The organism is secondary endosymbiont of Ctenarytaina eucalypti (assembly GCF_000287335.1).
Classification (GTDB): domain Bacteria; phylum Pseudomonadota; class Gammaproteobacteria; order Enterobacterales; family Enterobacteriaceae.
On the sequence record NC_018419.1, the window covers coordinates 1,257,887 to 1,283,993 of the forward strand.

Annotated in this window: 15 protein-coding genes and 1 pseudogene; 3 read left to right on the forward strand and 13 right to left on the reverse strand. The window is 43.3% G+C overall.

Going from position 1 to position 26,107, the window contains the following annotated elements:
• Nucleotides 1-15 precede the first annotated feature (15 nt).
• The 11 genes and pseudogenes from bamB to mutY all read right to left on the reverse strand — a co-directional run bounded on the left by bamB (nt 16) and on the right by mutY (nt 14,648).
• Entirely contained in the window at nt 16-1,197 is a 1,182-nt protein-coding gene (bamB, locus tag A359_RS03605; protein WP_014888510.1) for an outer membrane protein assembly factor BamB, read from the reverse strand.
• A gap of 628 nt (nt 1,198-1,825) precedes the next feature.
• The gene (gene hisS, locus A359_RS03610) at nt 1,826-3,103 is read right to left on the reverse strand and encodes a histidine--tRNA ligase (RefSeq protein ID WP_014888511.1); all 1,278 of its coding nucleotides are present in this window, start codon (nt 3,101-3,103) and stop codon (nt 1,826-1,828) included.
• A gap of 18 nt (nt 3,104-3,121) precedes the next feature.
• Nucleotides 3,122-4,243 carry a flavodoxin-dependent (E)-4-hydroxy-3-methylbut-2-enyl-diphosphate synthase gene (gene ispG / locus A359_RS03615; RefSeq protein WP_014888512.1) on the reverse strand — a complete coding sequence of 374 codons (1,122 nt, stop codon included), beginning with the start codon at nt 4,241-4,243 and terminating at the stop codon, nt 3,122-3,124.
• Nucleotides 4,244-4,438: 195 nt separating this feature from the next.
• Nucleotides 4,439-4,585 carry a hypothetical protein gene (locus A359_RS04440; protein WP_160142734.1) on the reverse strand — a complete coding sequence of 49 codons (147 nt, stop codon included), beginning with the start codon at nt 4,583-4,585 and terminating at the stop codon, nt 4,439-4,441.
• A gap of 83 nt (nt 4,586-4,668) precedes the next feature.
• Nucleotides 4,669-5,121: pseudogene (rodZ, locus tag A359_RS03620) on the reverse strand (cytoskeleton protein RodZ); the annotation flags it as partial.
• Between the two features lie 553 nt (nt 5,122-5,674).
• Nucleotides 5,675-5,854 (reverse strand): hypothetical protein, encoded by a 180-nt coding sequence (locus A359_RS04445; RefSeq protein ID WP_160142735.1) that lies wholly within the window; start codon nt 5,852-5,854, stop codon nt 5,675-5,677.
• A 3,790-nt stretch (nt 5,855-9,644) separates the two neighbouring features.
• Nucleotides 9,645-10,775: a radical SAM family heme chaperone HemW gene (hemW, locus tag A359_RS03635; RefSeq protein ID WP_014888516.1), complete on the reverse strand. Its 1,131-nt coding sequence runs from the start codon at nt 10,773-10,775 to the stop codon at nt 9,645-9,647.
• A complete protein-coding gene (gene rdgB, locus A359_RS03640; RefSeq protein ID WP_014888517.1) occupies nt 10,768-11,361 on the reverse strand; it encodes an RdgB/HAM1 family non-canonical purine NTP pyrophosphatase in 594 nt (197 codons plus the stop codon). Before rdgB ends, hemW begins: the two co-directional genes overlap by 8 nt.
• Before the next feature lie 354 nt (nt 11,362-11,715).
• Nucleotides 11,716-12,276: a YggT family protein gene (locus tag A359_RS03645; protein ID WP_014888518.1), complete on the reverse strand. Its 561-nt coding sequence runs from the start codon at nt 12,274-12,276 to the stop codon at nt 11,716-11,718.
• A gap of 1,032 nt (nt 12,277-13,308) precedes the next feature.
• The gene (locus A359_RS03650; protein ID WP_044104761.1) at nt 13,309-13,557 is read right to left on the reverse strand and encodes an oxidative damage protection protein; all 249 of its coding nucleotides are present in this window, start codon (nt 13,555-13,557) and stop codon (nt 13,309-13,311) included.
• Between the two features lie 2 nt (nt 13,558-13,559).
• Nucleotides 13,560-14,648 carry an A/G-specific adenine glycosylase gene (mutY, locus tag A359_RS03655; RefSeq protein ID WP_014888520.1) on the reverse strand — a complete coding sequence of 363 codons (1,089 nt, stop codon included), beginning with the start codon at nt 14,646-14,648 and terminating at the stop codon, nt 13,560-13,562.
• Nucleotides 14,649-16,764: 2,116 nt separating this feature from the next.
• On the opposite strand from mutY, the gene A359_RS03660 reads away from it, so the two are divergent.
• Nucleotides 16,765-17,223, forward strand: a complete 459-nt coding sequence (locus tag A359_RS03660; RefSeq protein WP_014888522.1) for a ubiquinone-binding protein — start codon at nt 16,765-16,767, stop codon at nt 17,221-17,223.
• 367 nt (nt 17,224-17,590) lie between these two features.
• On the opposite strand, the gene bamE is transcribed toward A359_RS03660, so the two are convergent.
• Together bamE and erpA are read right to left on the reverse strand one after the other, a co-directional pair.
• The gene (gene bamE, locus A359_RS03665; RefSeq protein WP_044104762.1) at nt 17,591-17,944 is read right to left on the reverse strand and encodes an outer membrane protein assembly factor BamE; all 354 of its coding nucleotides are present in this window, start codon (nt 17,942-17,944) and stop codon (nt 17,591-17,593) included.
• 2,061 nt (nt 17,945-20,005) lie between these two features.
• Complete coding sequence (gene erpA / locus A359_RS03670; RefSeq protein ID WP_014888525.1) at nt 20,006-20,350, reverse strand: iron-sulfur cluster insertion protein ErpA; 345 nt, start codon at nt 20,348-20,350, stop codon at nt 20,006-20,008.
• A 1,849-nt stretch (nt 20,351-22,199) separates the two neighbouring features.
• Between erpA and prlC the strand changes: the two genes are divergently transcribed.
• Nucleotides 22,200-24,251 carry an oligopeptidase A gene (gene prlC, locus A359_RS03675; protein ID WP_014888526.1) on the forward strand — a complete coding sequence of 684 codons (2,052 nt, stop codon included), beginning with the start codon at nt 22,200-22,202 and terminating at the stop codon, nt 24,249-24,251.
• Nucleotides 24,248-25,000 carry a class I SAM-dependent methyltransferase gene (locus A359_RS03680; protein WP_014888527.1) on the forward strand — a complete coding sequence of 251 codons (753 nt, stop codon included), beginning with the start codon at nt 24,248-24,250 and terminating at the stop codon, nt 24,998-25,000. Before prlC ends, A359_RS03680 begins: the two co-directional genes overlap by 4 nt.
• Nucleotides 25,001-26,107: the final 1,107 nt, after the last annotated feature.

A 26,107-nucleotide genomic window follows, 5' to 3' on the forward strand; every position in this document is an offset into this window, starting at 1 on the left:
GATGATCACACTGCTTTAGCGGGAAATGGCATATATTTGTCCATTTTTCGCCTGCACGATAAGCTTATCACCGGCAACGATAGGGTCAGACAGAAATCCAGATCTGTCCACTTTTTTCTGTGCGACAAACCGGCCATCATCGGTGTTGATCCAGTGCAAATAGCCTTCTGAGTCACCAGTAACGATATAACCTTTATGCAGTACAGGAGAGGTTAAATTTCGGTGCATCAGTTCGCTCTGTTGCCACAGAGATCGTCCATCTTGGCTATTAACCGCAATAACATGATCATTCTGGTCTACCAAGTAGATTCGACCGCTGTCACCTAGAAGATTGGTTACAGAGCCGATGTCCCGTGACCATATCACTTGACCAGATATGAGATCTAGCGCTGCCAGGTATCCCTGATAGGCTAGGGCATAAACGACACCGTTGACTAATAGGGGTGTACTTTTCACATCGTTGATACGGGCAATTTCCGTTATGCCCCTCGGCTTTGCGATTCGCTTCTGCCAAATTAGTTGCCCCTGGTTAATTAGGACTGCACGGACCAGGCCGTTATTGCCCCCCACAATAACGGTTCCAAACGCTGTCGTCGGAGCGGAGTCACCGCGGAGCTTTAGCGGAGGAAGATCTAGGTTGACGCTCCATTTCACGGTGCCATCGGTTTCATGTAGCGCCTGCAGCATACCATTTCCGGTATGCACTAGAACTACGCCGTCACTCACTACTGGCGTAGACAGGACTTCACCGCTAACCCTAGTCTCCCAAACTCGTCTGCCATTTCTTGCATCAAGTGCATAGACTTTAGCCAGTTCGCTGCCCAAGTACACTCGATCTCCCGCCGCCGTTAGGCCGCCAGAGAGCCGCGCTGCGCGCTTGCATGAAAAAAATCCTTTCTGGATAGCAAGATCTGTTGACCAAATTTTTTTACCTGTCTCCGCATCTAGAGCTTTTACGGAACCGTGACGATCGGCTGCAAACACGTGGGCCTTATAGCAGGCAGGGTGTAGGTGGGAATAAAAAGCCCCGGTACCTTTACCGACCGCATGACGCCATACCGTAGTCGGCCGAAAATGATTATTAACTTGGGGTAGCGGCGACATGGTTACGATATCCTCTTCCTTCTTGAGCCACACACACCCACTTAGCAGGCTAAGCGATAATAGTGCTACAAATATCGTCTTACGTAATCGCATCTCGCCACTCTCAGCTAGCTAGAGAATTCATTTTATGCTTATCAGCGCCAGAGGCAGGTTTGCACCGCAGCGTTTTTCAACGGTGCCGGCGGCTTAATAAGTGCCTTTAATTATAAATGCATATTCTAGGATATCTTATGGCAACACTGTGTATCGATTCTCCTTCACGTTCTCAAGATTTTGTAATGTATAAGCGATATTTTTTACTGCAGCTGCTCTTGCGCCAAACCTAGGATGCATGATGCATGCAAGATAAGCTTCTTGTGTTTCGCCACGAGGTTTTTCAGGAAGGGGCGTGGCTGCAGAAAAACCGCTCCGCTTCGAGCATTGCCGTGCTAGCCCAAAAAAAGTAAATACGACATTATTATCTTTGACGTCTGTAAAATCCTGGGAGGCATCGAGCGGTAGCCGATTTTCCTGACTTGGGTCATATAGGCTGCAATGGGTTTGATGCCAGCAGCATCAATGTGCGATTGTAATTATAATGCCAGTAACTCTATATCACGACAGCATTAATCCCTTACATGACGTCTATCTTCATTGCTGGTTTGTTATTAAAAAAAGAAGCGACGCCAGTACTGGCACCGGGTATGATCGGTATGGTAGAATAACATGGTATTCTGCTCTTTCAACGTAAAATTGCAGTCAGTCTTGCGGCGACATCGCTTTGGGGCAGTGTTTCCTGGCTACCCGTCGCCAAATTTTTTACCACAACCTTCGCCTCCGCGGCCTCGCCGTCTCCCAGTAAGAGAGCGATGAGGGCACCGTGCTTATCAGCGCGCCTCAACTGCTTTTTGAATCCGCCACCACCGTAATTAATCATGAGCCCTAGAGAAGGAAGGGCATCACGCAGTTGCTCCGCTAGCCGCAGGGCCTCACTTTGCACACCTGCTCCTCCCCCTACCACTAGATAGGCATCGATATGCGGTGTAGATGCGAAACCCGGGTTAACCTCCTGCAACAACAGCGCTAGCCTCTCCAGACCCATCGCACAGCCTACAGCAGGGGTGGGGCGACCTCCTAATTGCTCCACCAGACCATCGTAACGGCCACCTCCGCAAATGGTTCCCTGCGAACCCAAGCGAGTAGTCACCCACTCGAAAACCGTCTGATTATAGTAATCTAGACCTCGCACTAAACGCGGATTAATTGTATATAGAATGCCGGCCAAGTCTAAAAGTTTACATAGACTTGAAAAGTGTACGCGAGCATCGTCGTCGAGATAGTCGATCATAATCGGCGCAGTGCGCATCAGATCCTGCATTTCAGGGTTTTTTGTGTCCAGCGCCCGCATGGGGTTGGTATGCATGCGATTTCGGCAATCCTCATCTAGGCGATCTGCATGCTGAGAAAGAAACGCGACCAGCGCCTCGCCATATCGCGCTTTTGCCTCTAGCGATCCTATCGAATTTAGCTCTAGCGAAAGGTGCTTGCTTACACCTAATGCTCGCCAGCAGCGGGCGGTAAGCAAAATAAGCTCGGCGTCAACATCGGGTCCTTGATGACCAAATACCTCGACGCCCATTTGATAAAACTGGCGGTAACGGCCTTTCTGCGGACGCTCATAACGGAACATGGGACCTAAATACCACAAACGCTGTTCCTGTTTGTACAGTAAGCCATGTTGAATGCTCGCGCGCACACAGCCGGCGGTACCTTCTGGTCGTAGGGTTAGTCTTTCGCCGCTGCGATTAGAGAAGCTATACATTTCTTTTTCGACAACATCGGTGACGTCACCTATAGCCCGCTCAAAGAGCTGCGTCTGCTCGACTATCGGTAGACGGATTTCACGGTAGCCGTAGTTGGATAAAATGCCTGTCAGAGTTCCCTCAAGGGGCTGCCAAAATGCTGTTTCTGCTGGCAAATAGTCTTTCATACCGCGAATGGACTGGATTTTCCTTTCCATGCTAAATCTCTACCTATGTTATTTGTCTATCAGATTAATGGCGATGCGATTATGTGATTCCAACATTGCCGATTTAGCACGAATTTTGGCCTCTAGTTGGTCGATCATTCGCTCGTTATCGAAACGTTCACGCCGGCGAACACCGTCTTCGTAAAAACCGCTTTTTTTATAACCGCCGGTCACTCCTATAGTGGCAATAAGCGCTTCACCCGGACCGTTCACCACACAGCCTATAATAGAGACATTCATGGGCGTGACGACATCTTCTAATCGCTGTTCTAGCATGTTAACTGTGCTGATAACGTCAAACTCCTGGCGTGCACAAGTCGGGCAGGCGATAAAATTTATACCACGTTCGCGAATTCGCAGTGATTTTAAAATGTCGAATCCGACTTTGACTTCCTCGACCGGATCTGCCGCTAGTGAAATACGCAGAGTATCGCCGATGCCTTCACTGAGCAGGATCCCCAGGCCAATAGCCGATTTGACCGCTCCGCTTCGGACTCCACCCGCTTCAGTGATGCCGAGATGCAGTGGCTGATCAATGCGGGATGCCAGCAGACGATAGGATTGTATTGCGAGAAAAACATCTGAGGCTTTCACGCTAACTTTAAACGCGTCGAAGTTGAGCTGGTCGAGGATATCCACATGTCTCATGGCGGACTCTAGGAGCGCCTCTGGGGTGGGGGCGCCATATTTTTCCAGAAGTTTTCTCTCAAGGGAACCGGCGTTAACGCCGATGCGGATCGGAATATTTTTATCGCGAGCGCAATCTACCACTGAACGAATGCGCCTTTTGTTACCGATATTGCCAGGATTAATGCGCAAGCAGTCGACGCCGTATTCTGCGACTTTTAACGCTATACGATAGTCAAAATGAATGTCCGCTACCAGAGGTAGCGTAAGCTGCTGCTTAATCAGCTTGAACGCTTCAGCTGCTTCCATAGTGGGAACCGAGACGCGCACAATATCAACGCCGACACGCTCCAGCTCTTTAATCTGCCGTACCGTGGCCGAGACATCGGTAGTCTGCGTGTTAGTCATTGACTGTACTGCGATAGGGGCGAGGCCACCTACCGGAACATTGCCGACATAAATGCGTTTCGATTTTCGACGCGTTATAGGTGCTGAATGATGCATTGAGCTGTCTCCAACCTTGCTGATGACTGGCTTTGGTCTTGACTTATTATAGCGGCTAGCGTTATCCGCGCCACATGATGTGATAAAATGCAACGGTTCAGAGATACTGGCTTTTCCTGCTACGGAACCTTTAGTACTGTTGGGAGAGCGCATTTACGATGTGTGGAAAGTAAGATGTAGCCGAGTGCTGCTATGCTACATAGCGTTCAATAGTTTCTTATCGCCGGAGTAAAACGCCGAAAGACAACAATCAACAACAAAACTCATCACCAGAGATTGCCCAGCTTTATCAGCGCTGAAGCGCCGATCGATCGCCATGGGTTTGGGACAGGTCGTGCCCATACTTAGCCGATCGTCTGGCTAAGGCGGTCAGTGCTGTTGCCAAGCATGAACGAGATCTCGCATCACTGCTCTGGGATGCGCAGGGCGAAGGACGGATCAGCCATGTGAGCGATGTCTTGCTGCTCAGCCTGATAATTCTGCCACCACCAAGCGCCCGTCAGCCCGATCACTATAAAAACAATAAGCCATGTGAACCCCATCAACCAGCTATCACGTTTCTTGCGAGGCCTCCCAACTGAGCAGCTTTGTATCGAGTTAATCTGAGCGGTCTTTATCGGCACCTGTTTGGCCATCATTGGCATCAGCTCTTCGTCAGAGATCTGCACCAGGCGTGCATAGGAGCGGATATAACCGCGCATAAATGTAGAGGAAAGATTAGGATCAAGGTAATCCTCTTCGATATTGCGCACCGTAGATACTTTTAGGCAGAGGCGCTCGGCAACAGCCTGCTGGCTTAATCCGATATATTCTCGGGCTTGACGTAAGCGTCCTCCCGTAGTAGTTAGTGCGTGATCTTGGAGAGATTCACTATTCATTAGCTAAGCATTACTGGTACTGTTCTGATTCTGGAAGATTTCACGCAAGCCGGGCGCCATAATGTTGGATGCCACTGGACTAATTAGCTAACGCGGTGAAACGAATCTGTAAGCATAAACTTTCGTTGCTGATCTGTATCACATATCAATAAACATCCAATGATTTTGCGGAATTTTACAGATGGCATCAGCATTAATTTCCGATGCGCCTTAGACTGCAGCAAAACGTCTTTTTAGGAAATAGACTTTAGGTACGATACTCAACGATAGGTCTGGAAGAACTCATGCCCTCTCACGAAATAGATGAGCTTTCTAGACGATCGGCAACCTCAATATTATCTGTGGATCTCGCCTCAGAAGCACACGTCTTTGGCATATATATATACTGCCTTAAACCAAATAAAAACGCACTGGAATTATTCGGAACTTCGCGATTATTCTGGGCATTTGTAGGGCGCGCTCATAGCGATTCTATGATGTGTTGCTTCTCCAGGACCCGCTGTTCATACTATGCCATCGCTAACTGATAGAAGAGGTTATTAACGGTCTCAGTTTAGAGCGCCATTTGTATGTTAGTCCGGAAGACGTCTATTCCTTCAGCTAGATAAACGAATGCCTCAACCGCAGGCCGATTAGGGGATGAGGCGGTCTCGCTGGTAGGTTTTTTCTCAGTCATTCTTGCCGATCGCTGTCGCAATCGAAGACCGGGATAAGCAGAATACTTATGAGCCATGTATTTATTGGATACATAATAGTTTTCGACTAGCTAGCTGCTATCAGGGATATCGTTACCTGATGCAAATAATATGTGGCCTTAACAGCGTCATTCAATGCCGCTTACTAATCATTGTCATCGTCTGTCCTACTTAATTCTTCCACATAACACTCCTGTAGACTACGATGATCATCTAGTTGTATCTTGCATCGGAATATAGCCACTGAATTTAGTGGAAGAGAGGTTGATACCTGCTGTCTGTTTTAGGAGTAATTACTATTACTTAGATGCTAATTTTGACCGAGTGGTTATCCTAATACTATAGCTTTTTCTTAATATTAAACCATCACCGAAGTAGCAATAGCGATTTCTTTTCCTAAACAGCGCATAATAAAAGAAGTATTAATCGCAATCGCATTATCTCGTCCTTCACAGATTTTCCGGTGATTTTGTCTGCATCAAAACCCGCAGAGCCCTTTGTAAAAGTGGTTTTTTCTGTGCGATAAATTTCTACAGAGATACTGTCAAGGTGTACTGCGATCCCTGTTAGATAGAGCAGAAGTTTTCATGCTCGATGTTGTTTCAACGCTTTGCTGCTGGACTGTTTATAAGTCTGTTACCAAATAATTTAAGCCTGCTAGCATGCTAGTGCTCAATGGGGTCTGTCACCCCGTATTGACGTTTTTATGCTGATATAAACTATTTTTTTCTTGTCTTCTGAGTTAGGAAAATGTCTAATTAATCTTAGCAGTAGGTTGGATAGTTTAAATAGAGCTTTAATGCGCCCATCTAACGACTGCAGTGCAAGCGAAAACATAAGTGTCATCGTTAGCACCGTATTGTAGAGAAGTTACATTATCCACCGTAGGCATGGTTCACGCATCGATCTCTATTTTTCAAGAAATGACTAGCGTTAGGGCTATTTTGTAAGTTTGCAACTTTTTCTTTTCTATGATGAAATATGAAAATAAATACAGTCAGAAAATCAATGCTGACTACAAATGTAGATTTATGCAACGCGCTGATTATGACCATGCATATTACATAAAGTAAGATGAAACGTCCTCCTCAGATACGGAGCGTGACGTGTGGATGATTCAAGGTGTTATTCATGTAACAGATTAAAATGCGAAAAAGATATCGGGGAAGTGCAATGTAGGATATGAATATCGTCTACATGATATGTAGCGCTAGTAATTTTAGTCTTTAGGACTCCGTATTTGCAGTCTATCAAGAAAACGTAGAAATAGACTAAAAGATCTGTTTGATGTCAAAGAACACATATATACACTTTTTTTTGAAAAAGAATTCTATCCGGGAGAGTTAAGGGAGATAATACTAAGACATTCCCTTACTAAGTCAATACGCCAAAGCCTACGTCAAACAGATCTGATAGCATTTAGTTAGCGACAGAGTATAGGCGATATAGTACGTCTTCGATCGAAGATGTGGGGAAAAATAGACTTTGACACGGGGATAAAAGTGGCGAAAGTAGCGCCGAAAAATGTTTAAAATACCGCGCGTTGCGAAATCAGGTAAGGCATGTCACCTCAGGCGTCAGGTCTGGACTGGAGGGCGCTGTCAGCAGCAGGAAGGAAGTTGATATTAATCGAATAACAGCATGAGTTGCAATTTAAATACGAGATAACACTTAAACATGTATGTTCAAGCCAACTGTCTCACAAAGCGTTAATTTTACTATCGAGCTACTAAAACCTGAAAATAGCAGTGCGTCTAGCATCATCAACCGTAGGGTGGCAGGGGGCTATCAACAACCCTAGCATTTAGAGCGTCAAATTGTTTTTTGAGACCCTTTAGCGTGTGTACGCATACTAGACCATCTTTCATAGTCATGGAGTAGTGCTTCACATCCCAAAAGAAAATGAAGCGCTAGAATAGCTTAGGCGACCTTTTCTGTTGCCTATTGCTTACCCATGAGCTACGCGTGGGAATGATCTGGTGTTACGCTTGTCGAGGTGAATAAGAGTTAAGAGCTATCTTCTTATTATGGCCTTGCACTCGTGGCCAGTATCAAAAAGAAAGGTTTATGAATTTTTCAGACAAGCGAATTCAATTTTTAATAGCCAGGCAGTCCCCTTTTCTGTGTGAGTCTTTGGTTTGTGATCCCCAGCAAGAGGCTGCACTAAATTTTTTGAGGGCGCTTTTTTGACGGACTCGTCCCTGTTTCAGAACTCTTTTTTCATTGCAACAGAGATCCTGGTGCGCTCGCTTAGTCAAGAAGATTATTCTATTATGAATAATCTTGATTGCCTGAGCATGCATATTCATCTCAAAAAAGAGATGGGATCAATTTTTATAAATCATTATTAGACAAAGTTGCGCGTGATTGTCACGATCGCGCATGATACGTGTTACTTGATGGTTATCGCTCATAGCTTTAATTCAATGATGGTATACTTACAATCTAGCACAGGTGACTATAGCTACGCCGTTACCTTCATCACCTGATGAATCAAAACTGATGCTGAAAAATAGCGGGTCGGGTAGTAATGTTAGCTAAGGAAGAAATGTATTAACCTAATATATGTTTGATGCAGCAACAGTTTTTAATGATATAGTGATTTATTAAAACCACTTGACTTTTTAATCACTGAATCGTGATTAAGGTTGTTTTGATGCTACATAGAAAGTGTTATGTATTCCTAGCAGCGTCATCGGGTTCATTGCTATTTGAGTGTAGTGGTAGTCACATCCAATACCACCATAATCATGTAGCCTCAAAAAATTATCTACAAGTATTTGCATCTTTAATATATTTGTTTTATTTAGTATGCATAGATCATGCCCCCCACTTGCTTTTCTTGGCATCAGTTTCGCTGCTTAGAGATTAGTTTTAATCCCCATGTTATGCTTTATAAAATAAAGCTCGCTAATATTTTTCGTCCTACTACCGGAGAGGTTGTAGAGAGTCGATTTTTTCTACCTAAACAAGCGTCATAAGCGTCATGTATACAGTCAGCAGTGACAGCCGACGTTGCCAGCATTTTCCGTTGCGTTTGCCTTTTAAAATCCGGCAGGTGCTTTGCCGAAATCGTGTTAATAGGCTCTTAATTATTACACACGCTTTTATATGTGTCTCGCCATCTACTGTTAGGTGCTGTGTTCTGGACCCAGAATTTATAGATCCGATAAGACCGGACCTTCTATATTAGCGATACAACAATCGCAGGTTAATGCTATTAATCAATGATTTAAGAAATTTGTTACCTCTGTTTTTAACATCTTTTAATTTTTGTTGAATGAATCAATGTTATATGCTCGGATGAGGGCATTGCTGTATCCTTCTCAGCCTTAAATAATGCAGTTAGAATATTTAAGACAACAGCACATCTGATAGGAAAAACGGTTGCTACTAAAACGTCATAACATACATGGTATAGCGCTATATTCTGCAATAAAAGTACTGCTCTTGGGCAATATGCTAAATGTAATCAAGATTTGATTAATTTTATATAAAAATAACGTGATTTAATAACAGGAGAGAGAGTGATGCGCATAACAACGCCTGTTAGGTCTCCCTTTCCACACGCCACCTATCTCTTGTTGTGTAATAGCCCTGGCAGAGGTTAACGCATTACAGTATTCAGCTTGATCGATTAAACCTTGCTAGGATTTGACAGGGCCACATGTTTACCTTACTGCAGTAATATATGGGTTTAGGCGCTGCTGCGAAGCAGGATAAGTAAATAAGGAACTGCCAAAAAGTCAAAAATTTTCTGGCGGCTGAGTTTGCACGATATCAGAGTGTGAAAGAACGCTGCAAGGCATGCAACACTGTGTTGCCGATTTATATAAATAGCTCAAGAAGAGAGTTAAGAAACCGCTTTCCCTTGTCTGTGACTTGCCAGTGGCTATCGCTTTCGCTTATATATCCGGCTGCTAGTGCCTGATCTAGGGCAGGGCGAATAGTGCTTTCCGACAATCCGGTCAAGATGGTAAATTCCACACGCGGGGCGGCTTCTAGTAGTCGAAAGCGATTCATGAAATATTCAAACGGTAACTCAGACGGAGTAATCAGATAGTGTTTAGCCAGATAATTACTTTGCATATAGCCGCGAGGGTGGCGAGTTTTCAACGTACGCACTACGGTGCCGTCCGGCCGGGTCAGCTTGCCATGGGCGCCGCAGCCAATGCCGAGATAATCACCGAAACGCCAATAATTAAGATTGTGGCGGCACTGGAAGCGTGCCCGGGCATAAGATGATATTTCATATTGGCAGTATCCTGCCGCATTCAGCAGGATCTCTCCGCGTTCGTAAATGTCGCAAAGCGTGTCATCATCCGGGAGTGGTGGTGGATGTGATCCAAATAACGTATGTGGCTCGATAGTTAATTGATACCATGATATATGCTGAGGGGCTAGGGCAATAGCCTTGGTTAAATCATTCAGCGCACTTTTAACCGACTGATTCGGCAAGCCGTACATTAGATCAAGATTAACACTGGGGATGCTGAGCAAGGCAGCCAACCGCGCGGCATGACTGGCCTCTTTTGCACTATGGGTACGGCAGAGACGAGAAAGTTGCTCCGGCTCGAAGCTTTGTACGCCAATAGACATGCGATTAATGCCTGCTTCTCGATAAGCCAAAAAGCGGTTTATTTCGGCAGTGCCCGGATTAGCTTCTATGGTAATTTCAGCGTCTGACGCTATCGGTAGACGCTGGCGAACGCCATCAAGAAGCAACTGCATGGCGCTAGACGAAAGAAGGCTGGGCGTGCCTCCTCCTATGAACAGAGTATTGATGGTCCTGTTATGAGTCAGAGGGATGTCATGGTCTAAGTCTGCCAGAAGGTGAGCGACGTATTCTTTATGCGGTAACTCAATTTTCAGCGCGTGCGCATTAAAATCGCAATAAGGACATTTTTTCACGCACCAGGGAATATGCAGATATAAGCTCAGTTGCGGTAACTTAGGCATGCTTAAGTGCGTCTAACAGAGAAAATAAAGCCTGGCTACGGTGGGAGAGCTTCTGCTTTTCTTTTATACTAATCTCCGCTGCCGTACAACCTGTTGCATTCAAAAAAAAGACAGCATCGTAGCCGAAACCATTATTTCCGGCTGGATGGCGCCCGATCTTGCCGGCCCACATTCCATGACATACCAGCGGCACTGGATCGTTAGCATGACGAAGATAAACGAGTGCGCAGTAAAATTTTGCACCCCTCCGTTCGTCCGACACCGATGCCATCTCTGCAAGCAATTTGTCTATATTCTGCCGGTCGCTAGCCGCCGCGCCAGCATAACGTGCCGAATAAATACCAGGCGCACCGTCAAGCGCATCTACCACTAAGCCTGAATCGTCAGCAATAGCCGGTAGACCGGTGATCTGGGCGGCGTGTCGAGCCTTAAGAAGTGCATTTTCAATAAATGTTAGGCCGCTTTCCTCTGCGCTTACTACGCACAGCGCGCTCTGCGCGACTATCTCAATACCGACATCTTTCAGAACTTGCGAAAGCTCGTGCACTTTGTCAGCGTTGTTGGTAGCCAAAACTACTTTTTGCATAAGTTTATCCTTGATTATCATTTGCCTATGCATGAACTATAGGTATTTTCCCAGGGGTGCTGAGTTAGCGTCCAAGAAATAAGCAATAGGATGAGGGGTCTCTGAAAGTCCGTTGATCCTGATGTATCTGTAGTAGTTAGGTTTTTTCAAAAATGATCTAGCTGTTTGCCACGCTTTTTCTCTTGCGAGAAAAAATAAACAAAGTCACCACGTACCTTTTTAACAGCTTCGCTATGATAGGTACTGTGATTGCAGTGTGCTGTTGGGCGATAGCGATATGATAGTGCCTATTCCCCGTGCGATGGTGGATATGGGGCCACAGCACTAGCGCAGCTACTTGCTGCTACACACAGATCAGAGGCGGTACCAAATTCCCGGGAATAGATCCATACCAAGATAATTCAGGGTATAAAGGATAAGGATTAAGACCATCGCTGAAAAATCGATACCACCAATGGCTGGAAGAACGCGGCGAATTGGATACATCAGCGGTTCGCTTAATTGATACAGCACGACATCTATAGGGCTGTGGCCTTGGGTGATCCAGCTGAGCAATGAACGAATAATCAGTACCCAGAACACCAATTCGCCTGCTGTTTTCAGTAGTGCTAACAGTCCGACGAGTAAGTAAATGGGCTCAAGGATAAGGCAGCGCATTTCAATCATTATCAGCAGTGGGAATTTGATGATCGCCAACATACATCCTAGCAGTAGTGAGGCGCTATCTAGCGTTCCGAGGGTTGGCATAATTCGGCGCAATGGTCCGATAACTGGGTCGGTGATTGTGACGATAAATTGCGTAAATGGATTATAAAAATCGCTATGTGCCAGCTGCATCCAAATGCACAGCAGTAGCACCATCATATAAAGATCAATGAGTGTTTTGACTAAAAACGTCAGGGTCAGCGTCAGCATAAGAGGTCCATTTCCTTTATCTGGTTAACAAGCGACCGCGTCAGCGGCAATCATTAGAATCACTTCCCCATCTACTATCGGCGCATAGGATGATCACCTGTAGATCGCTCGCACGACAGGATGGAGGACTCCTGCTACTCACAGAGCTGTGACGACCCCCAGGCACCTCGGTAATGCCCCCGAGAGGTCACATTTTTCCAAAGAGTGACAAAAGATGTAAGACATGCTGCAGTGGTTTGCAGTATCAGAGTATGGCGTGTATTTTTCTCAAAAGCTAACACTTGCGTTTCCAGCTGCATGGTTTCTATAAAAAGGAAGAATAAGCCAGTCCTCTAGCAGCGGCGACAAGAAGGCTATTCATGTCATGTTCGGTTCCAGACAGTACAGTTTCTCTGACGCACGTAGTTTTATAAGTAAACACTGAAGACCCCGTACTGCTCGCTGAGCCAGTTGTAGTCGGTCAATGGCATGGCGCCAATCGAAATATTTTTCTACTAACCGGTTTTTATTGGACTACAATTGACTGATAAAGTGCTACATAAGACCTGAACCCTGAGACTGCATCTGGACCCGGAGTATTGTTTTTACTTTATTTTATACATCATTTCTCCGAAATCTTTCCGCTCGGCTTCAGCATCGGATTTCTTTACCGTTACAGGGTTACTTGTGCTGAGGGCACGCAAGGCAATCGGATTAAAATGACAACGGTAATGTTATGCCGTTCATACAGAGGCTTTTCTAAAAGTGCTGCGGATGCTGGTTAATAATTTTTATGCTTTCATGAGATCATATGGAATTAAATAACACTACCAGAAGTAAACGGTTGTATCATCATCTACACCAGTTTTTGACAACACGATAACAGTTAAGACGTCATGAGGCATGTTGCCTAAAAATGATTTATGCTGCTAGTTCTGGGAAATAATTGATCTTTAAAGCATGGCATCATGCAGTTGAACGGCATACCATAACGGGTTCTCTGGAAATCAGAAGCGTTTTCTACGAAAACCGAACATCAGAACAGCATAATTCTCAATTATGCACCGCATCTTCACTAAACAAGAACAGAACCATTTCCTTCTCTAATATTTTACGATCTTCTAGGTTCAGCATGCAGAGTTTTTTTTCGTTAATTAGTATCGTTTGCTGACCTTGCCACTTTGACAAGGCTTCTTTAGAAATGGTATCATAAATTCGCTTACCTAACGCACCGGAATATGTTTGATAATCCTGACCTTCGGCTTCACGTTTAAGAAAATTACAGTAAATTGTCCTGCTCATCATTATGTCTCGTTGTTAGAAATCGAGGGATAGACAGTCACCTTTCGAGGTTGACGCAATTGCAATAGCAAACGCTTAACTGGCGTCGCCAATCCTACAGCCGGCGGCCGTGCTAAGTTATACCAGAGTCCGCGACGTGCATCTAGGCAGTGTTGAATGGTATCCACTTTTTGCCATATGGGTATGATTTTCAAAGCGAAATGGCTAAAGGTGTGACGAAATACAGTCAGTTTTTCGTACTGGTTAGCCCGAACACCACGCTGGGTTAGCCAGACTGATAAAGCTTGTGGATAAGTAAATTGTGGAAAGCAAAAAAGACCGCCCCACACCCCCGCCTCGGGGCGTTTCTCTAGCCAAACGTGGTTTTCGTGCTGCAGTAGCAGAAACCAAGCAGTTCTTTCCTGCAGGATTTTTTTCGTTTTTTTACCGGGGTACCTGGACCAGGTATGGGAGGCATATGCCTGGCAACCCTGCTGCAGAGGACAAATCTCACATTTCGGCCGTGATCTCGTGCAGATCAGCGCACCTAAATCCATCATGCCTTGGTTGAATTGTGCAACACCCTTCTGCGGTGTCACCTGTGCACTGTGCTTCCAAAGACGCTGCTCTACATCTTTTTTCCCTGGCCAGCCCGCAATGGCGTAATAGCGGGCTAGTACTCGCTTCACATTGCCGTCAAGGATAGGATAATGCTTGTTCAGCGCTAGCGATAATATGGCACCGGCAGTGGAAAGACCAATGCCGGGTAGAGCGTAAATAACCTCAAAGTCTTCTGGAAACTTGCCGTGGTACTGCTTGCTAATAAGCTGTGCGGCCTTATGTAGATTTCTTGCGCGCGCATAATAGCCCAAGCCGGTCCATAAATACAATACCTCATCTAGTGGCGCCGCTGCGAGTTGGTTGACGGTGGGAAATTTAGTTATAAAACGATAAAAATAGGGGATTACAGTCATCACCTGCGTTTGTTGTAACATGATTTCCGATAACCATACTTTGTATAACGTTTTTTCTAACTGCCAAGGCAACGTTTTTCGTCCAAACCGCTGGTACCATGCCAGCACGAGTTGCGTGAAAAGTAATGCTTGCGTCATTGGTAAATTAGTACCTGTGAGTACAGATCAGCGTCATTATCCTCATATCACAGAAGATATACCATGACATATGAAATTGTCATGACTCATACTTTCTTAATGTAAGAGGGAATGTTACAACATGTATTCTACTGCATGAACATGTAAATTTTTATTTTTACATACAATGTAAATATCAAAATATTAGTGCGTGATACAGATATGCTGCGAGTGTATAAAGAGTGAGATATCTATCTTATACTTTTGTCATTATTGTTTCCGATATTAAAAATTAACACTTTATAAGCAATCCCTATTATATACTATCACCTGTGTTTATTAATACATTATGCTACTATGCATTTATAAGTTTTTGTTAGACAACTTATAATCTCTGAAGTGTCATGTGCTAATAATGTCTAACTTTATGCCATTCCATCGGAGAACGCAATAAATTTACTGCACTGATAATACGCGCTGTATTTATTTAAAAAATAACTTCATTGTATAGATTCAAGTACTGCAGCTCTATCTGCTCGTTGTATTATTATTTTCTAGATTAGTTAAAGAACTGACATCAAAACTTATATATATTATACATGCATCATATATAATATATATTATTTTTATAAATAAAAATGACACTGTTTAGTAAAGTTTGTGCGTGTCTCAGAATAAACACGTCAGACAAGGTTTGTTTTTTTATTCGATGATAAAAGTAAAAATAGTGATCGCGATAACGTTACTTTATTAAGGTCAAACTTCATGCAACATAAAACACCTAAGACGGTTTTATATTCTATTAAACATTGCTTTTCAAATATACGAGAATTTATAACACGTAAGTCATAAGCAGGGATATGGTGAGAACACAGGGATCTTATTAAGTGTTTCTAAGAGCCTTAATTTAGGTAAGTGCTTGGATTCTTAATATCGCATTTTTTACTGATAGATGAGCATCATGAAGGCTAAGATGAGTGCATAATAGGGTTTTGAACCGCACTATATCGCAGTTTTCCTTCATGAGAACTAGGTGATATGACCTTTCCTTGCTCTTCCTAAGCATCATTACTCCTGCTGAACGGTTTAATGTTCAATCGACCGGTTAACTTCATAGGGACACTAGCAAAAAGATATGCAACCGTATCATATTGTGGATTTTAAATTGGGATAAAGAGCTGCAGTTTTTTACTTGAGAAAATATCATGATACTAAATATGTGCGGTCAGTTCCTGCAGCCAATAGCTGACCAGATTTTCTTGGATTTCTATTTTATGACACTTGGTTGAGTCGGTAAACTAGTAATGGTGATATAGAATTAGTCATTGTAAATTCTTTCATGTGCCGGGCTCTCCAGTGCTAGATGGAGCGAATGCGTTTCTTTTCGTTTCTCAATACTTTGCTTTCAGACGTTCCATGTCTTATACAAAATACTTAATGACCTATGAACTCGATAATCGCATAGGTTATGCTAACCTCAACTAAAGGTTTTTAGTCTAAATCTAATAACTCCTGACACTCGCCCTGTGAGTACAGGCCAGGCCAGTCCCTTGTACGATGATAACTTTATATGCTTAATGACGAGTCAAGGAATCTACTATAACGCTTTCAGCGCACCGCAACAAGCCCGCTTCATCATGAGTACTAGGGTAATTGTTCTTGTCTGATTTAAAATTATTCAACCGCTCTCTGCAAGAACTGTATTTTTCATGCATGCGGCAATACATGCTTTCATCTATGTATACGGTCAGATCGCTGACTTAATTGAAATTCTCGTTAGAAGTAGGCTGGTAGGTAATTTCAAAATTTGATCTGCTCTTAAGAGCATTGGTTACAATACAGTTTATTCGCTGGGCTATGATTACCTAAAAATCGCTGCGTTAAAAATACCTTGTTATTTTTTCAAATCGATTATCTTAAATAATACAAAATCATGCTATTCTGCTATAAAGAAAAGGCTATGATAGTAAACTCTTTACAGCTCGTGTGTACTTTTTTATAGGCTCTAAGTTAATAACTCTACGTTGTAGAGTTCTATCAACTGACAGAGATGATACAATGATATACTTTTATTTAATACAGTTTTTTAGAAGAAGATGATACTTTTCATCTCAATCGATTAAAGAGAGGGGAACTGATGCCTCATATTACGGGTTATGCTCTCGTGCCTTATAGCGCAGCGAAAATGTTCGCCTTAGTTAATAATATTAGCGCTTATCCGACTTTTATTCCTGGATGTACCGGCAGTCGAGTGCTTGCGCAGAACGGCAGCGAGCTGACCGCTGAAATGAATATTTCTAAGGCGGGCATCAGTAAATCATTTACTACTTGTAATATTATAACTGAAAATCAAAGTATTGTGATGCGCTTGGTTGACGGCCCCTTCAGTTCTTTTTCCGGATATTGGCATTTCATTCCATTTGGCGACGAAGCCAGCAAGATTGAGTTCAATCTTGATTGTGAATTTAATAACACACTGATTACAGTGACCTTTAAATCTTTTTTCAAGGAAATAGCGAACAATATAGTCATAGCGTTTACTCGCCGGGCAAAAGAGGTGTACCAGGATGCTGCATACCTCTCTCGAGGTACTTGATGCGCTCATAGAACATCAACCTACTGAGATGGCAGGGATGCCGGGAGTTTGCAGGACCTTTGAGAGCAAACGATTCTTGCCTTCAGTGTTTTAGCACTGCTTTAAGACATCTATATCAACGCTAATAAAGTTAGTAACTTTAGTTTTTCAAGTTTACACTATAAGATAAAATTAAATAGCGGGGCTAAGGTTTTAATCTACTATTTTTGCTCATCAACACCCATAAGCTGCATCTTAAGCGCAAGAGTCTTAAGGAAGCTATCATTGAGTAGCCGCTATGCCCCCCCTTAGCCAATATTCGGCAATTTCTCACGCCCTAAACCTCATAAATTGAATCACGCTATGGGCGGTGAAGAACGCATTATTTTTATCTGGCGCTGGGAGCGATCAGTGCCGGTGTGTTTTCGATATGTGTCAGGATATCGCTATTGTTAAATGTCAGTATCAGTGTTTGCTGCATCAGGGATGCATGGCTCGGTTCTCGGCGGAAAATGTAATACCAGGTATTTGAGCCAAACGGATCTTTCATCATTGCGGTGCTCAGGGCGTATGCTACCTGCTGTTTAGTCATACCAATGTAAATTTTTTTGACATCAGCCAAGGTCAAATAATTACCTTGATTAATATCGGGACGATACACTAGCCTCTCGAGCAAGGAGCACCCCCCTGTTGTAAGCATCATTATTAAGATAGCGGTCGTAGTTAACGTCTTACAGCGCATCATAATCACATCCTTTTAAGCATAGAACGCTCATGAGTATAGGCCGTTTTTTTAATTCACTCCTTTCTTTTCTCGGGTGCTATTAACGACCTATTAGAAGGTAGGGCTGAAACTAAGAAGCTAAGCTCATCGATTGACAATAGTTTACTTTCGAACATTTTGTGGGTCGTGGTGCCAAGTCAGTAGCTGTGTGTGCATCTTTAATAGAGCATCATCATGACAGTAATCTATATCGTCATCACGATCAGCTAACGCTTATTGTTCACGCTAGAGTTGTCTTGCGAGATCGCGAAAATAGCCACCTTATCACTTGGGTACTATTGCAAAAAATCGGCACAGATCAGTTCATCTGTTGCGCTGTCTACTGACAGCGTGAGTAGGCTGCCGTGCGCTGCGTTTTTCGAGACACCCTACTTCCGGGCTATATACTCTTATTGCCACTCACTTTACCCCGGTCCTGACTCAATAAGAAAAACGCTTCTACCTGATCCAGGGTAGATGTTTTTCACTAACATGAAAGGCTTTTGTCTTATGAAGCAAAGGCGAGTCCATACATTTTAGCAGTAGTGCTATACACCATAAAAGGAAGTGAGTATATTACCGGGACTCTTTCATGGGCAATGAAAGCGTGTGTTTGATTATGAGCATAGTTTTTCTGAATGATAGTACAGGGTACTGCTTAAGTGTCTTATGATGCATGGGGGATCATTGCTATTTCATTAATAGATTTTATGCGCTTGGTTTATTGAGTAGGTTTATCTTTATCGCGTTCATTAACGGTTTTAACAAATAAAATTTGTAGGTGTAGATTGCCACGGTCTCAATAAATTCATTTCAAAAAAGATTTTCATAAATACAGGAAAGATTAAATTTAGCAACTTATTCGCTTATTAAAAGGCCCTTAAGAACCACGCTACTCTAACGGCATGGATAGATGTATCAATTATTCTTTTATAAACAGCGAAAAATTGTTTTAGTTAGCATCTCTCTCCCCAACGCTTTTTCTGTTCAGCTCAAGCAATCTACTTCGGTGCTGATGATGAAGTAGGTCGTTGGTTTTTTCTGAGAACGATTGGGGGTGTGTTTGCTCATTGTTGAAATGTAAAATAATGATGCTAAGATTTTTGCAGTATCCTTCTCTGATCTAGTGAGCAAAAAATAATTGATATAAGTATAGAACATTAATACGCGCTGACTAAAAACTCTAGTGTTTGTGACCATCATAGCATAGTGCTTTCAATGCTCCTTCTCTACGTACTTGCAGGCCAGGAAGAGAGAAATGGCTAAATGGGTGATGTCACCTTCTTGTTGAGGTTTTATGCTGACATTAATGATCTTTTTTCTTTTTCTGAGGCAATGCTAGTTTACATATTGTAGCGGCAGTTCTATGCCTTTAGAGGCGATTGCATGAATCTTTGTCAACCCCTTAGTGAGAGGTTAGACACACACTGCACCATAAGTACGATACTAATAATGTGACTCTAGGTAGATACGAGGTTGGGCGCACCATCAAAGCCAGAAGCGTTTCCCTTCAGCCATCTAGTAATGTCTGATCCATCTATTTTTTCTTAAAAAATAGCTCTGATGCTGTAAAGAATGGTTTGTAAAAAATGTATCATTGCATAATAATAAATTTTTCTGTTCTATTAGAGAGCGTTTCGTGCAATATGGCTTGTTAGCGTAGCCCATGAGCACCTAAATTTTGCTGTGTTCAGCAAAGCTATTGAGTAGTGAACAATCGATATTCTCCTTCAAAAATCTCTAATATTATTATTTGAGCATGAGAGACCATGATGCTTTAGGAGCGGAGACGCTGGAAATGTACTCGAAGTAATTAACCGAATTGATAGTATCAGAGATAAAAACATGATCCTTATCGCTTCGCAACCACTTTATTAAGATGGGCTCGTCAACAATGGTTATTAGTACAGCGAATCTACATCAGGATACTAGAGGGGACCTTTCCCTGGAAGAAAGGCCATAAACCGTTTTTTCAGGACAAAAAACCGCTGCCGACAGCCTCTTCGTGTTCTATTTAACACAGATTTCACGCGCTGCCCACTAAATGCTAAATGAAGACCCGCAACCACAAGTACTTTTGGCATTAGGATTAATGACGATGAAACGCGACCCTTCTAGCCCTTCAGTATAATCCACTGCTCCGCCAAGAAGGTATTGAAGGCTCATGTGGTCCACAACCAATAACACCCCCCTTTTTTCTATCGTGCAGTCGTCTTCGTTCACCTGGTCGTCAAAGGTAAAATGATACTGGAATCCGCTACAGCCGCCGCCCGTGATATAGACGCGTAGTTTTAGATTAGGATTAGCTTCGTTAGCTATCAGGCTTTTGACCTTGATGGCCGCTGCATCAGTAAACTTTAATGGCAATACTGCCATCTCACTCATAATTCTACTCCCGAGCCATCGTCGAACTCAAGTTATATCAAGTCGATCGTTGCAGCTATTATCTGTGACGTATCATTTACGTTCAAGCATCAAGCATCGAAGAGATCAGATTTTTCACTTACATGAGTAGAGTTCATGATGTCACTGTTCCCTAATCCATGTTGCGTCAGTTAGAATTGCTTAAAATGAAGAAATGTGTTATAGACAACCTACAATTATGCAATCCAGACATTGTTCGGCATTCCTATCTGCTTGCTCTTATTACGCACCCCTTGAGGGACTACCTGCCAATCTCCTTCTTTTTTCCTGCGCATTATGGTCAGGCAGATTTAGATAAATAAGCGATAGTATTGTAAAGAAGGAAATAACTGGCTGTTATAGCTAATCTAGCACCTGTCTGATAACTTACTATATTTACTAAATATTATTACTGTTGTTTAGAGACTGCTTTTTCAACTACGTCGTTAGGCTCATGGTATTATCGGATAATATGAGCGACTCCTCGAAAACTAGAAAGTGCGTTTTATTTTTTCCTCAATAACGCAGCGTAATAGTAACGTCTATTGGCAGCACCGTTAGCCGACTCTACTCTACTTTTAGGGTAGAAGTTACTTTATAAAATATAGTAGATTCGGGGTATCAATAATATTATAGTGAGCAAAATTCGAAAAGATCATTGCATGTGTTACGAGCTATTACTGATAAATAGCGCCTGCCGCACCCTCGTGATCCTTTGTGTTTATCGACACCTTGCTGCTAGACGTGTTATTTTCCCGCATCAAACACTTTATACGGCCATTACTACTCAATGATGCACTGGGTAAGTATAGCATCAACAGCCTTTTTCAGTAGAAAGTGAAAGATGTGTACTTCATCTATTTTTGATTGCATAAAATAGCAATATTACTAATGCACGGGCTTCGTCGAATGTAATTAAGTGAAGTCACTGTAAAAGCAGTGAGGACTCAAATAAGGGGTGCGTATGAGATTAGGTTACTGCAAAATTTCTTGAGGACAAAAGACAGCTGTTTCTTTGGACACACCAGCGGTGTGAAATCTTAAACGGTTATATTCTGAGCATAACATATGTTAGGTATGCAGATTCTAAGCAGCTGTGATGATGCCTCTTCGAGGCAATCGTGTAGAGTGATTCTTGCTATGCATGACGTAGTGTGCCCCAGCTTAAAACACTGTCGGGTGGCAGCTTAATTCTGCGTGAATATGATGCGCATGAAAAGAAAAGGCGATGGAAAGCATTAAATTAATGCATCATATGACGCGGTATGAAAATAAAAAACTAAGCGTATTACATAAAAATAGAGGGGCCAGCGACTCACATGCCACATATGATGATTGAGTTTGTCAATTTTTTTAGCCATCCCGAGGTTTATTGAACACACGGGAAGTTAACATATCTTCATTAAATTAAACCCCAATGGCAAAACATGCGTGAGGAACCTATCTATAGCTCTCGGAGAGCCGTTCGGTTTAAAAGCGCCGCTGAAATACACCAGTGAGTAATTTTAAAATTTTTTATCTATAGAAATTACTCACTTGAAAAAAGAATGGCATGCAGTTGAATAATATTTAAAAATGCTGTTTTATAAACATATATAATGTTACTTAAGAGTATAGCATACCTTAAGTCTGAGTGTTTACTTTTTCTGGATTACGTAATGTATTGAGTATTTTGAATAGGGTTGTTGAACCAAGGCTTGATCACAATGAGGCTGGTGTTTGGTAAAAGCAAGGTGGTCATTCGCAGCATACCGTTACTATTATACTTTTCGCTATATCAAGACCTTTATGAATCTCAAGTGCTTTTTGCATCAAAATACAGGACTACCTCATGACAAATCCATTACTAACTTCATTTTTATTGCCCCCTTTTACCACTATTTGTCCTGAGTGCATCGTGCCGGCGGTGAAGGCTGCGATTGAGCAATGCCGACACACTGTTGAGGAGGTTGTGGCGCAGTCCGAGCCGTTCACTTGGGAAAATCTCTGCTATCCTATAGCAGATGCAGATGACCGTTTGAGCCGTATTTGGTCGCCGGTCAGTCATTTAAACGCGGTAAAAAATAGTGAAGAGCTTCGCATAGCCTATGACCAAAGCCTGACGCTGCTCTCTGCATACAGCACCTGGGTAGGACAACATGCCGGTTTGTATCAAGCCTATAGGAAGCTGCGCGCTGGAAAGTATTATGCGCAGCTGACTTTAGCAAAGAAAAAAGTAGTGGACAATACGTTACGTGATTTTGAATTGTCCGGGATCGGATTATCAGAGGAAAAACAGAAGCGTTTCGGAGACATCCTCGCTTGTCTTGCAAAGCTGGGTTCCGCCTACAGCAATAACGTGATGGATGCAACCATGGGCTGGAGTAAGTTGATAACTGATGCAGGGCTTTTAACCAGCATGCCCGACAGCGCCATTGCAGCTGCTTACGAGAAGGCAAAGGCTCGTGGGAAAACAGGCTGGCTTCTAACTCTAGATACCCCCAGCTATCTTCTAGTGCTGACCTATTGCAATAGCGCTATACTGCGAGAGGAGATTTATCGTGCCTATAACACCCGCGCCTCTGATCAGGGGCCGGATGCCGGGAAATGGGATAATGGACCCCTCATGAGTGAAATTCTAGAGCTGCGACATGAGCAGGCGATATTACTGGGATTTGAGAGTTATGCTGATCAATCGCTAGCCACCAAAATGGCGAAAAACCCTCAGAGGGTACTAAATTTCCTTACTGATCTCGCCGAGAGAGGGAGAAATCGGGGCGAACAAGAATTAATGCAGCTATGCGACTTTGCGCACCTCCACTTTGGCTGTGATAAGATCAATCCGTGGGATATCGCCTATTATAGCGAAAAACAAAAACAGCACTTATTTTCCATTAACGACCAGATGTTGCGCCCCTATTTTCCGGAGTCTCGGGTGCTAAAAGGTTTGTTCAAGGTGGTAAAGCGTATTTATGACATCACCGTGAAAGAGCTTGAAAATGTAGAAACCTGGCATCCTGATGTCCGTTTCTTTGGGTTGTTTGACAAAAATGATGAACTGTGTGGTAGTTTTTATCTTGATTTGTATGTCCGAGAAAATAAAAGAAGCGGTGCCTGGATGGACAATTGTGTAAGCATGATGCGAAAAGCTGACGGCACGCTTCAAAAACCTGTAGCGTATCTCACCTGCAACTTCAACTGCCCTATAAGCGGAAAGCCAGCGCTTTTTACTCATAATGAGGTCATAACGCTATTCCATGAATTAGGTCACGGTCTGCACCATATACTGACTTGTATCGATGTTCCCGGAGTGGCAGGGATTAGTGGCGTACCCTGGGATGCGGTGGAGTTACCGAGCCAGTTTATGGAAAATTACTGCTGGCAGTCTGAAGCACTAGCCCTGATCTCGGGCCATTATGAAACCGGAAAACCCCTTTCCACCGAAATATTAAACAAGCTTATTGCGGCAAAACACTATCAGGCAGCGCTGTTGATTCTGAAGCAGTTGGAGTTTGGGCTCTTTGATTTTCGCATTCATTATGAATATAAACCAGAGCATGGAGCACGTATTCTAGAGATTCTAACAGAGGTAAAAAAACAGGTGTCGGTGCTTCCGGCGCTAGTCTGGGGTCGATTCCCCCATACTTTCAGCCATATCTTTTCCGGCGGCTATGCGGCGGGGTATTATAGTTATCTGTGGGCGGAAGTCCTCTCGGCGGATATTTGGTCGCGGTTTGAAGAAGAGGGCATCTTCAACCAGGAGACTGGTCAATTATTCCTTGATACGATACTATCACGCGGTGGCTCTGAAGATCCAATGGTTCTTTTCACTCGTTTTCGTGGCCGGGAACCGCAACTGGACGCAATGCTACAGCATTACGGGATCCAGGTGTCGGGAACTTGAACGCTATTCTTTTGCAGCATGAAGCGGACATTGATTCTGTTTTTTTTCGGGCGCTCGCCACGCGCTGGGGATTCATCAGTGATGATCGAGCTGTTATGTCGCTGGTAATGACAGCTAAAAGACTAGAATTACGTAAACGAGATGAGCCAAAACTAGGCGCGATTAGCGTTGATTTCCTATCCGGTACTATGGCATATCGGCACCGATACGGTAATAAACGCCTCGAAGCTGTAGCCAAGGCGGTCGGAGTTAAAGGGAAATGGCGACCGAGTGTACTTGACGCTACTGCTGGCCTGGGGCGCGATGCCTTTGTGCTTGCCTGTCTGGGCTGCCATGTAAAAATGTTTGAGCGTCATCCGGTGGTAGCGGCGCTATTGGACGACGGTCTGCGCCGCGCATATGCCGATCCGAATGTAGGCCCTTGGTTGGTGGAGCGTTTAAAGCTTTATCATGGATCAAGTTTTAACGCATTGGCGCACGATTCTCCTGCGCCGGATGTAGTCTATATCGATCCGATGTTTCCGTACCGGAAGAAAACTGCTTTAGTAAAAAAAGAGATGCAGATCCTTCAACTCCTGGTAGGTTCTGATGAAGATGCCGCCGCACTGCTAGCGCCCGCCCGGGCGCTAGCAGTGCGGCGTGTGGTTGTAAAGCGCCCTAATAATGCGCCATCGCTTTCAGGAAAAGCGGCTCCTGCATTTATTGCTACTAAGAAGCATCGTTTTGACCTATACCCTCCGCTAGCATGAGCTCCCTAAGTAAAAAGTTGACACGGAAAAATGCTTGACACTGCACTGCAGGTTATATTGGCTAGCCCGTTAAAGTATACTGATCACTTATGTCAACACAACTAGTTATACCTCTTCTCGCTCGATTACTTGACCCGATAAATATACCTAAAAGTATGTTTTGGGCTATTATTGTTGTATGAAACATAACATAACGAGTGAGACTAAACGGTAGCTGGGTAGAAACCGAGAATATGTTTCTTGTTTTTGATGTTGAGTATTAATGTACGCATCTTCGATGTCATAAACTTTTAGTGATTAACTTAAGGTTTAAATAATATAGAGTGTCTGACGAGTTTCACGATATCCGAATATTGTTACGTGCCACGGATGGCATTCAATCTTTCTAAAATTTTGTATTTAATGAAGTTATGTGATAACTACTATTATCTTCTTCCTTTTCTCATGCGCCGCTATCAAAGGTTACGCAGACTTAGGGAATCATTTAGGGGTGTCTTGAACCGAACATGACTGTTTCAGTCTGCAGCCCTCCGTGGTGTCAAGCTCTAAGTTTTTGTTAGGTATTATTAGTGTTGTTTAGGGACTGATTTTAACTGATTGATTACGAACATTTTACACTCTGTTGCTAAGGAAGCAGAGGTTTTACTTGATCTCCTCCGACATGGATTTGTTGCATGATAGAGATGGATGCCGTTTTGTTGTAAAGTGTTAGTCGAAAATTTTTTCATATCGGGTGCAGTGATATCTTAACAAGTCTCTATCTATTTTTTTGCGTTCGAGAGATTCAGCGATTTACTGACTGAGATCAAAAAAAATTTTTATTCAATAGGACTCATAATAAGAACATGACGTTGTGGCAATGAGTCAGTAAAGATAGGTCCTTATCCATTCTTGGTTTAGTGCACAATATGTAACCAGGTCTTGACTAATGCATAAAGCTATAAAGCTTCACATCGGCATCTAAGCGAAAGCACGGATCACTGGAAACAGAGCGTGCTATGATAGAGTTTCGCTATCTGAAATGGTTATGTTTCCGTTTAAAATACTGCTCTTTTTTCATCTGAGTCTATGTAATGATAAGGAAAATAGATGGGAAGGCGATGGGCT

Excerpts from the sequence above, each read along its gene's own strand:
- bamB (WP_014888510.1), bottom strand. The coding sequence starts at position 1,197 with ATGCGATTACGTAAGACGATATTTGTAGCACTATTATCGCTTAGCCTG.
- hisS (WP_014888511.1), bottom strand. The coding sequence starts at position 3,103 with ATGGAAAGGAAAATCCAGTCCATTCGCGGTATGAAAGACTATTTGCCA.
- ispG (WP_014888512.1), bottom strand. The coding sequence starts at position 4,243 with ATGCATCATTCAGCACCTATAACGCGTCGAAAATCGAAACGCATTTAT.
- A359_RS04440 (WP_160142734.1), bottom strand. The coding sequence starts at position 4,585 with ATGGGCACGACCTGTCCCAAACCCATGGCGATCGATCGGCGCTTCAGC.
- A359_RS04445 (WP_160142735.1), bottom strand. The coding sequence starts at position 5,854 with ATGGCTCATAAGTATTCTGCTTATCCCGGTCTTCGATTGCGACAGCGA.
- hemW (WP_014888516.1), bottom strand. The coding sequence starts at position 10,775 with ATGCCTAAGTTACCGCAACTGAGCTTATATCTGCATATTCCCTGGTGC.
- rdgB (WP_014888517.1), bottom strand. The coding sequence starts at position 11,361 with ATGCAAAAAGTAGTTTTGGCTACCAACAACGCTGACAAAGTGCACGAG.
- A359_RS03645 (WP_014888518.1), bottom strand. The coding sequence starts at position 12,276 with ATGCTGACGCTGACCCTGACGTTTTTAGTCAAAACACTCATTGATCTT.
- A359_RS03650 (WP_044104761.1), bottom strand. The coding sequence starts at position 13,557 with ATGAGCAGGACAATTTACTGTAATTTTCTTAAACGTGAAGCCGAAGGT.
- mutY (WP_014888520.1), bottom strand. The coding sequence starts at position 14,648 with ATGACGCAAGCATTACTTTTCACGCAACTCGTGCTGGCATGGTACCAG.
- A359_RS03660 (WP_014888522.1), top strand. The coding sequence starts at position 16,765 with ATGCCTCATATTACGGGTTATGCTCTCGTGCCTTATAGCGCAGCGAAA.
- bamE (WP_044104762.1), bottom strand. The coding sequence starts at position 17,944 with ATGCGCTGTAAGACGTTAACTACGACCGCTATCTTAATAATGATGCTT.
- erpA (WP_014888525.1), bottom strand. The coding sequence starts at position 20,350 with ATGAGTGAGATGGCAGTATTGCCATTAAAGTTTACTGATGCAGCGGCC.
- prlC (WP_014888526.1), top strand. The coding sequence starts at position 22,200 with ATGACAAATCCATTACTAACTTCATTTTTATTGCCCCCTTTTACCACT.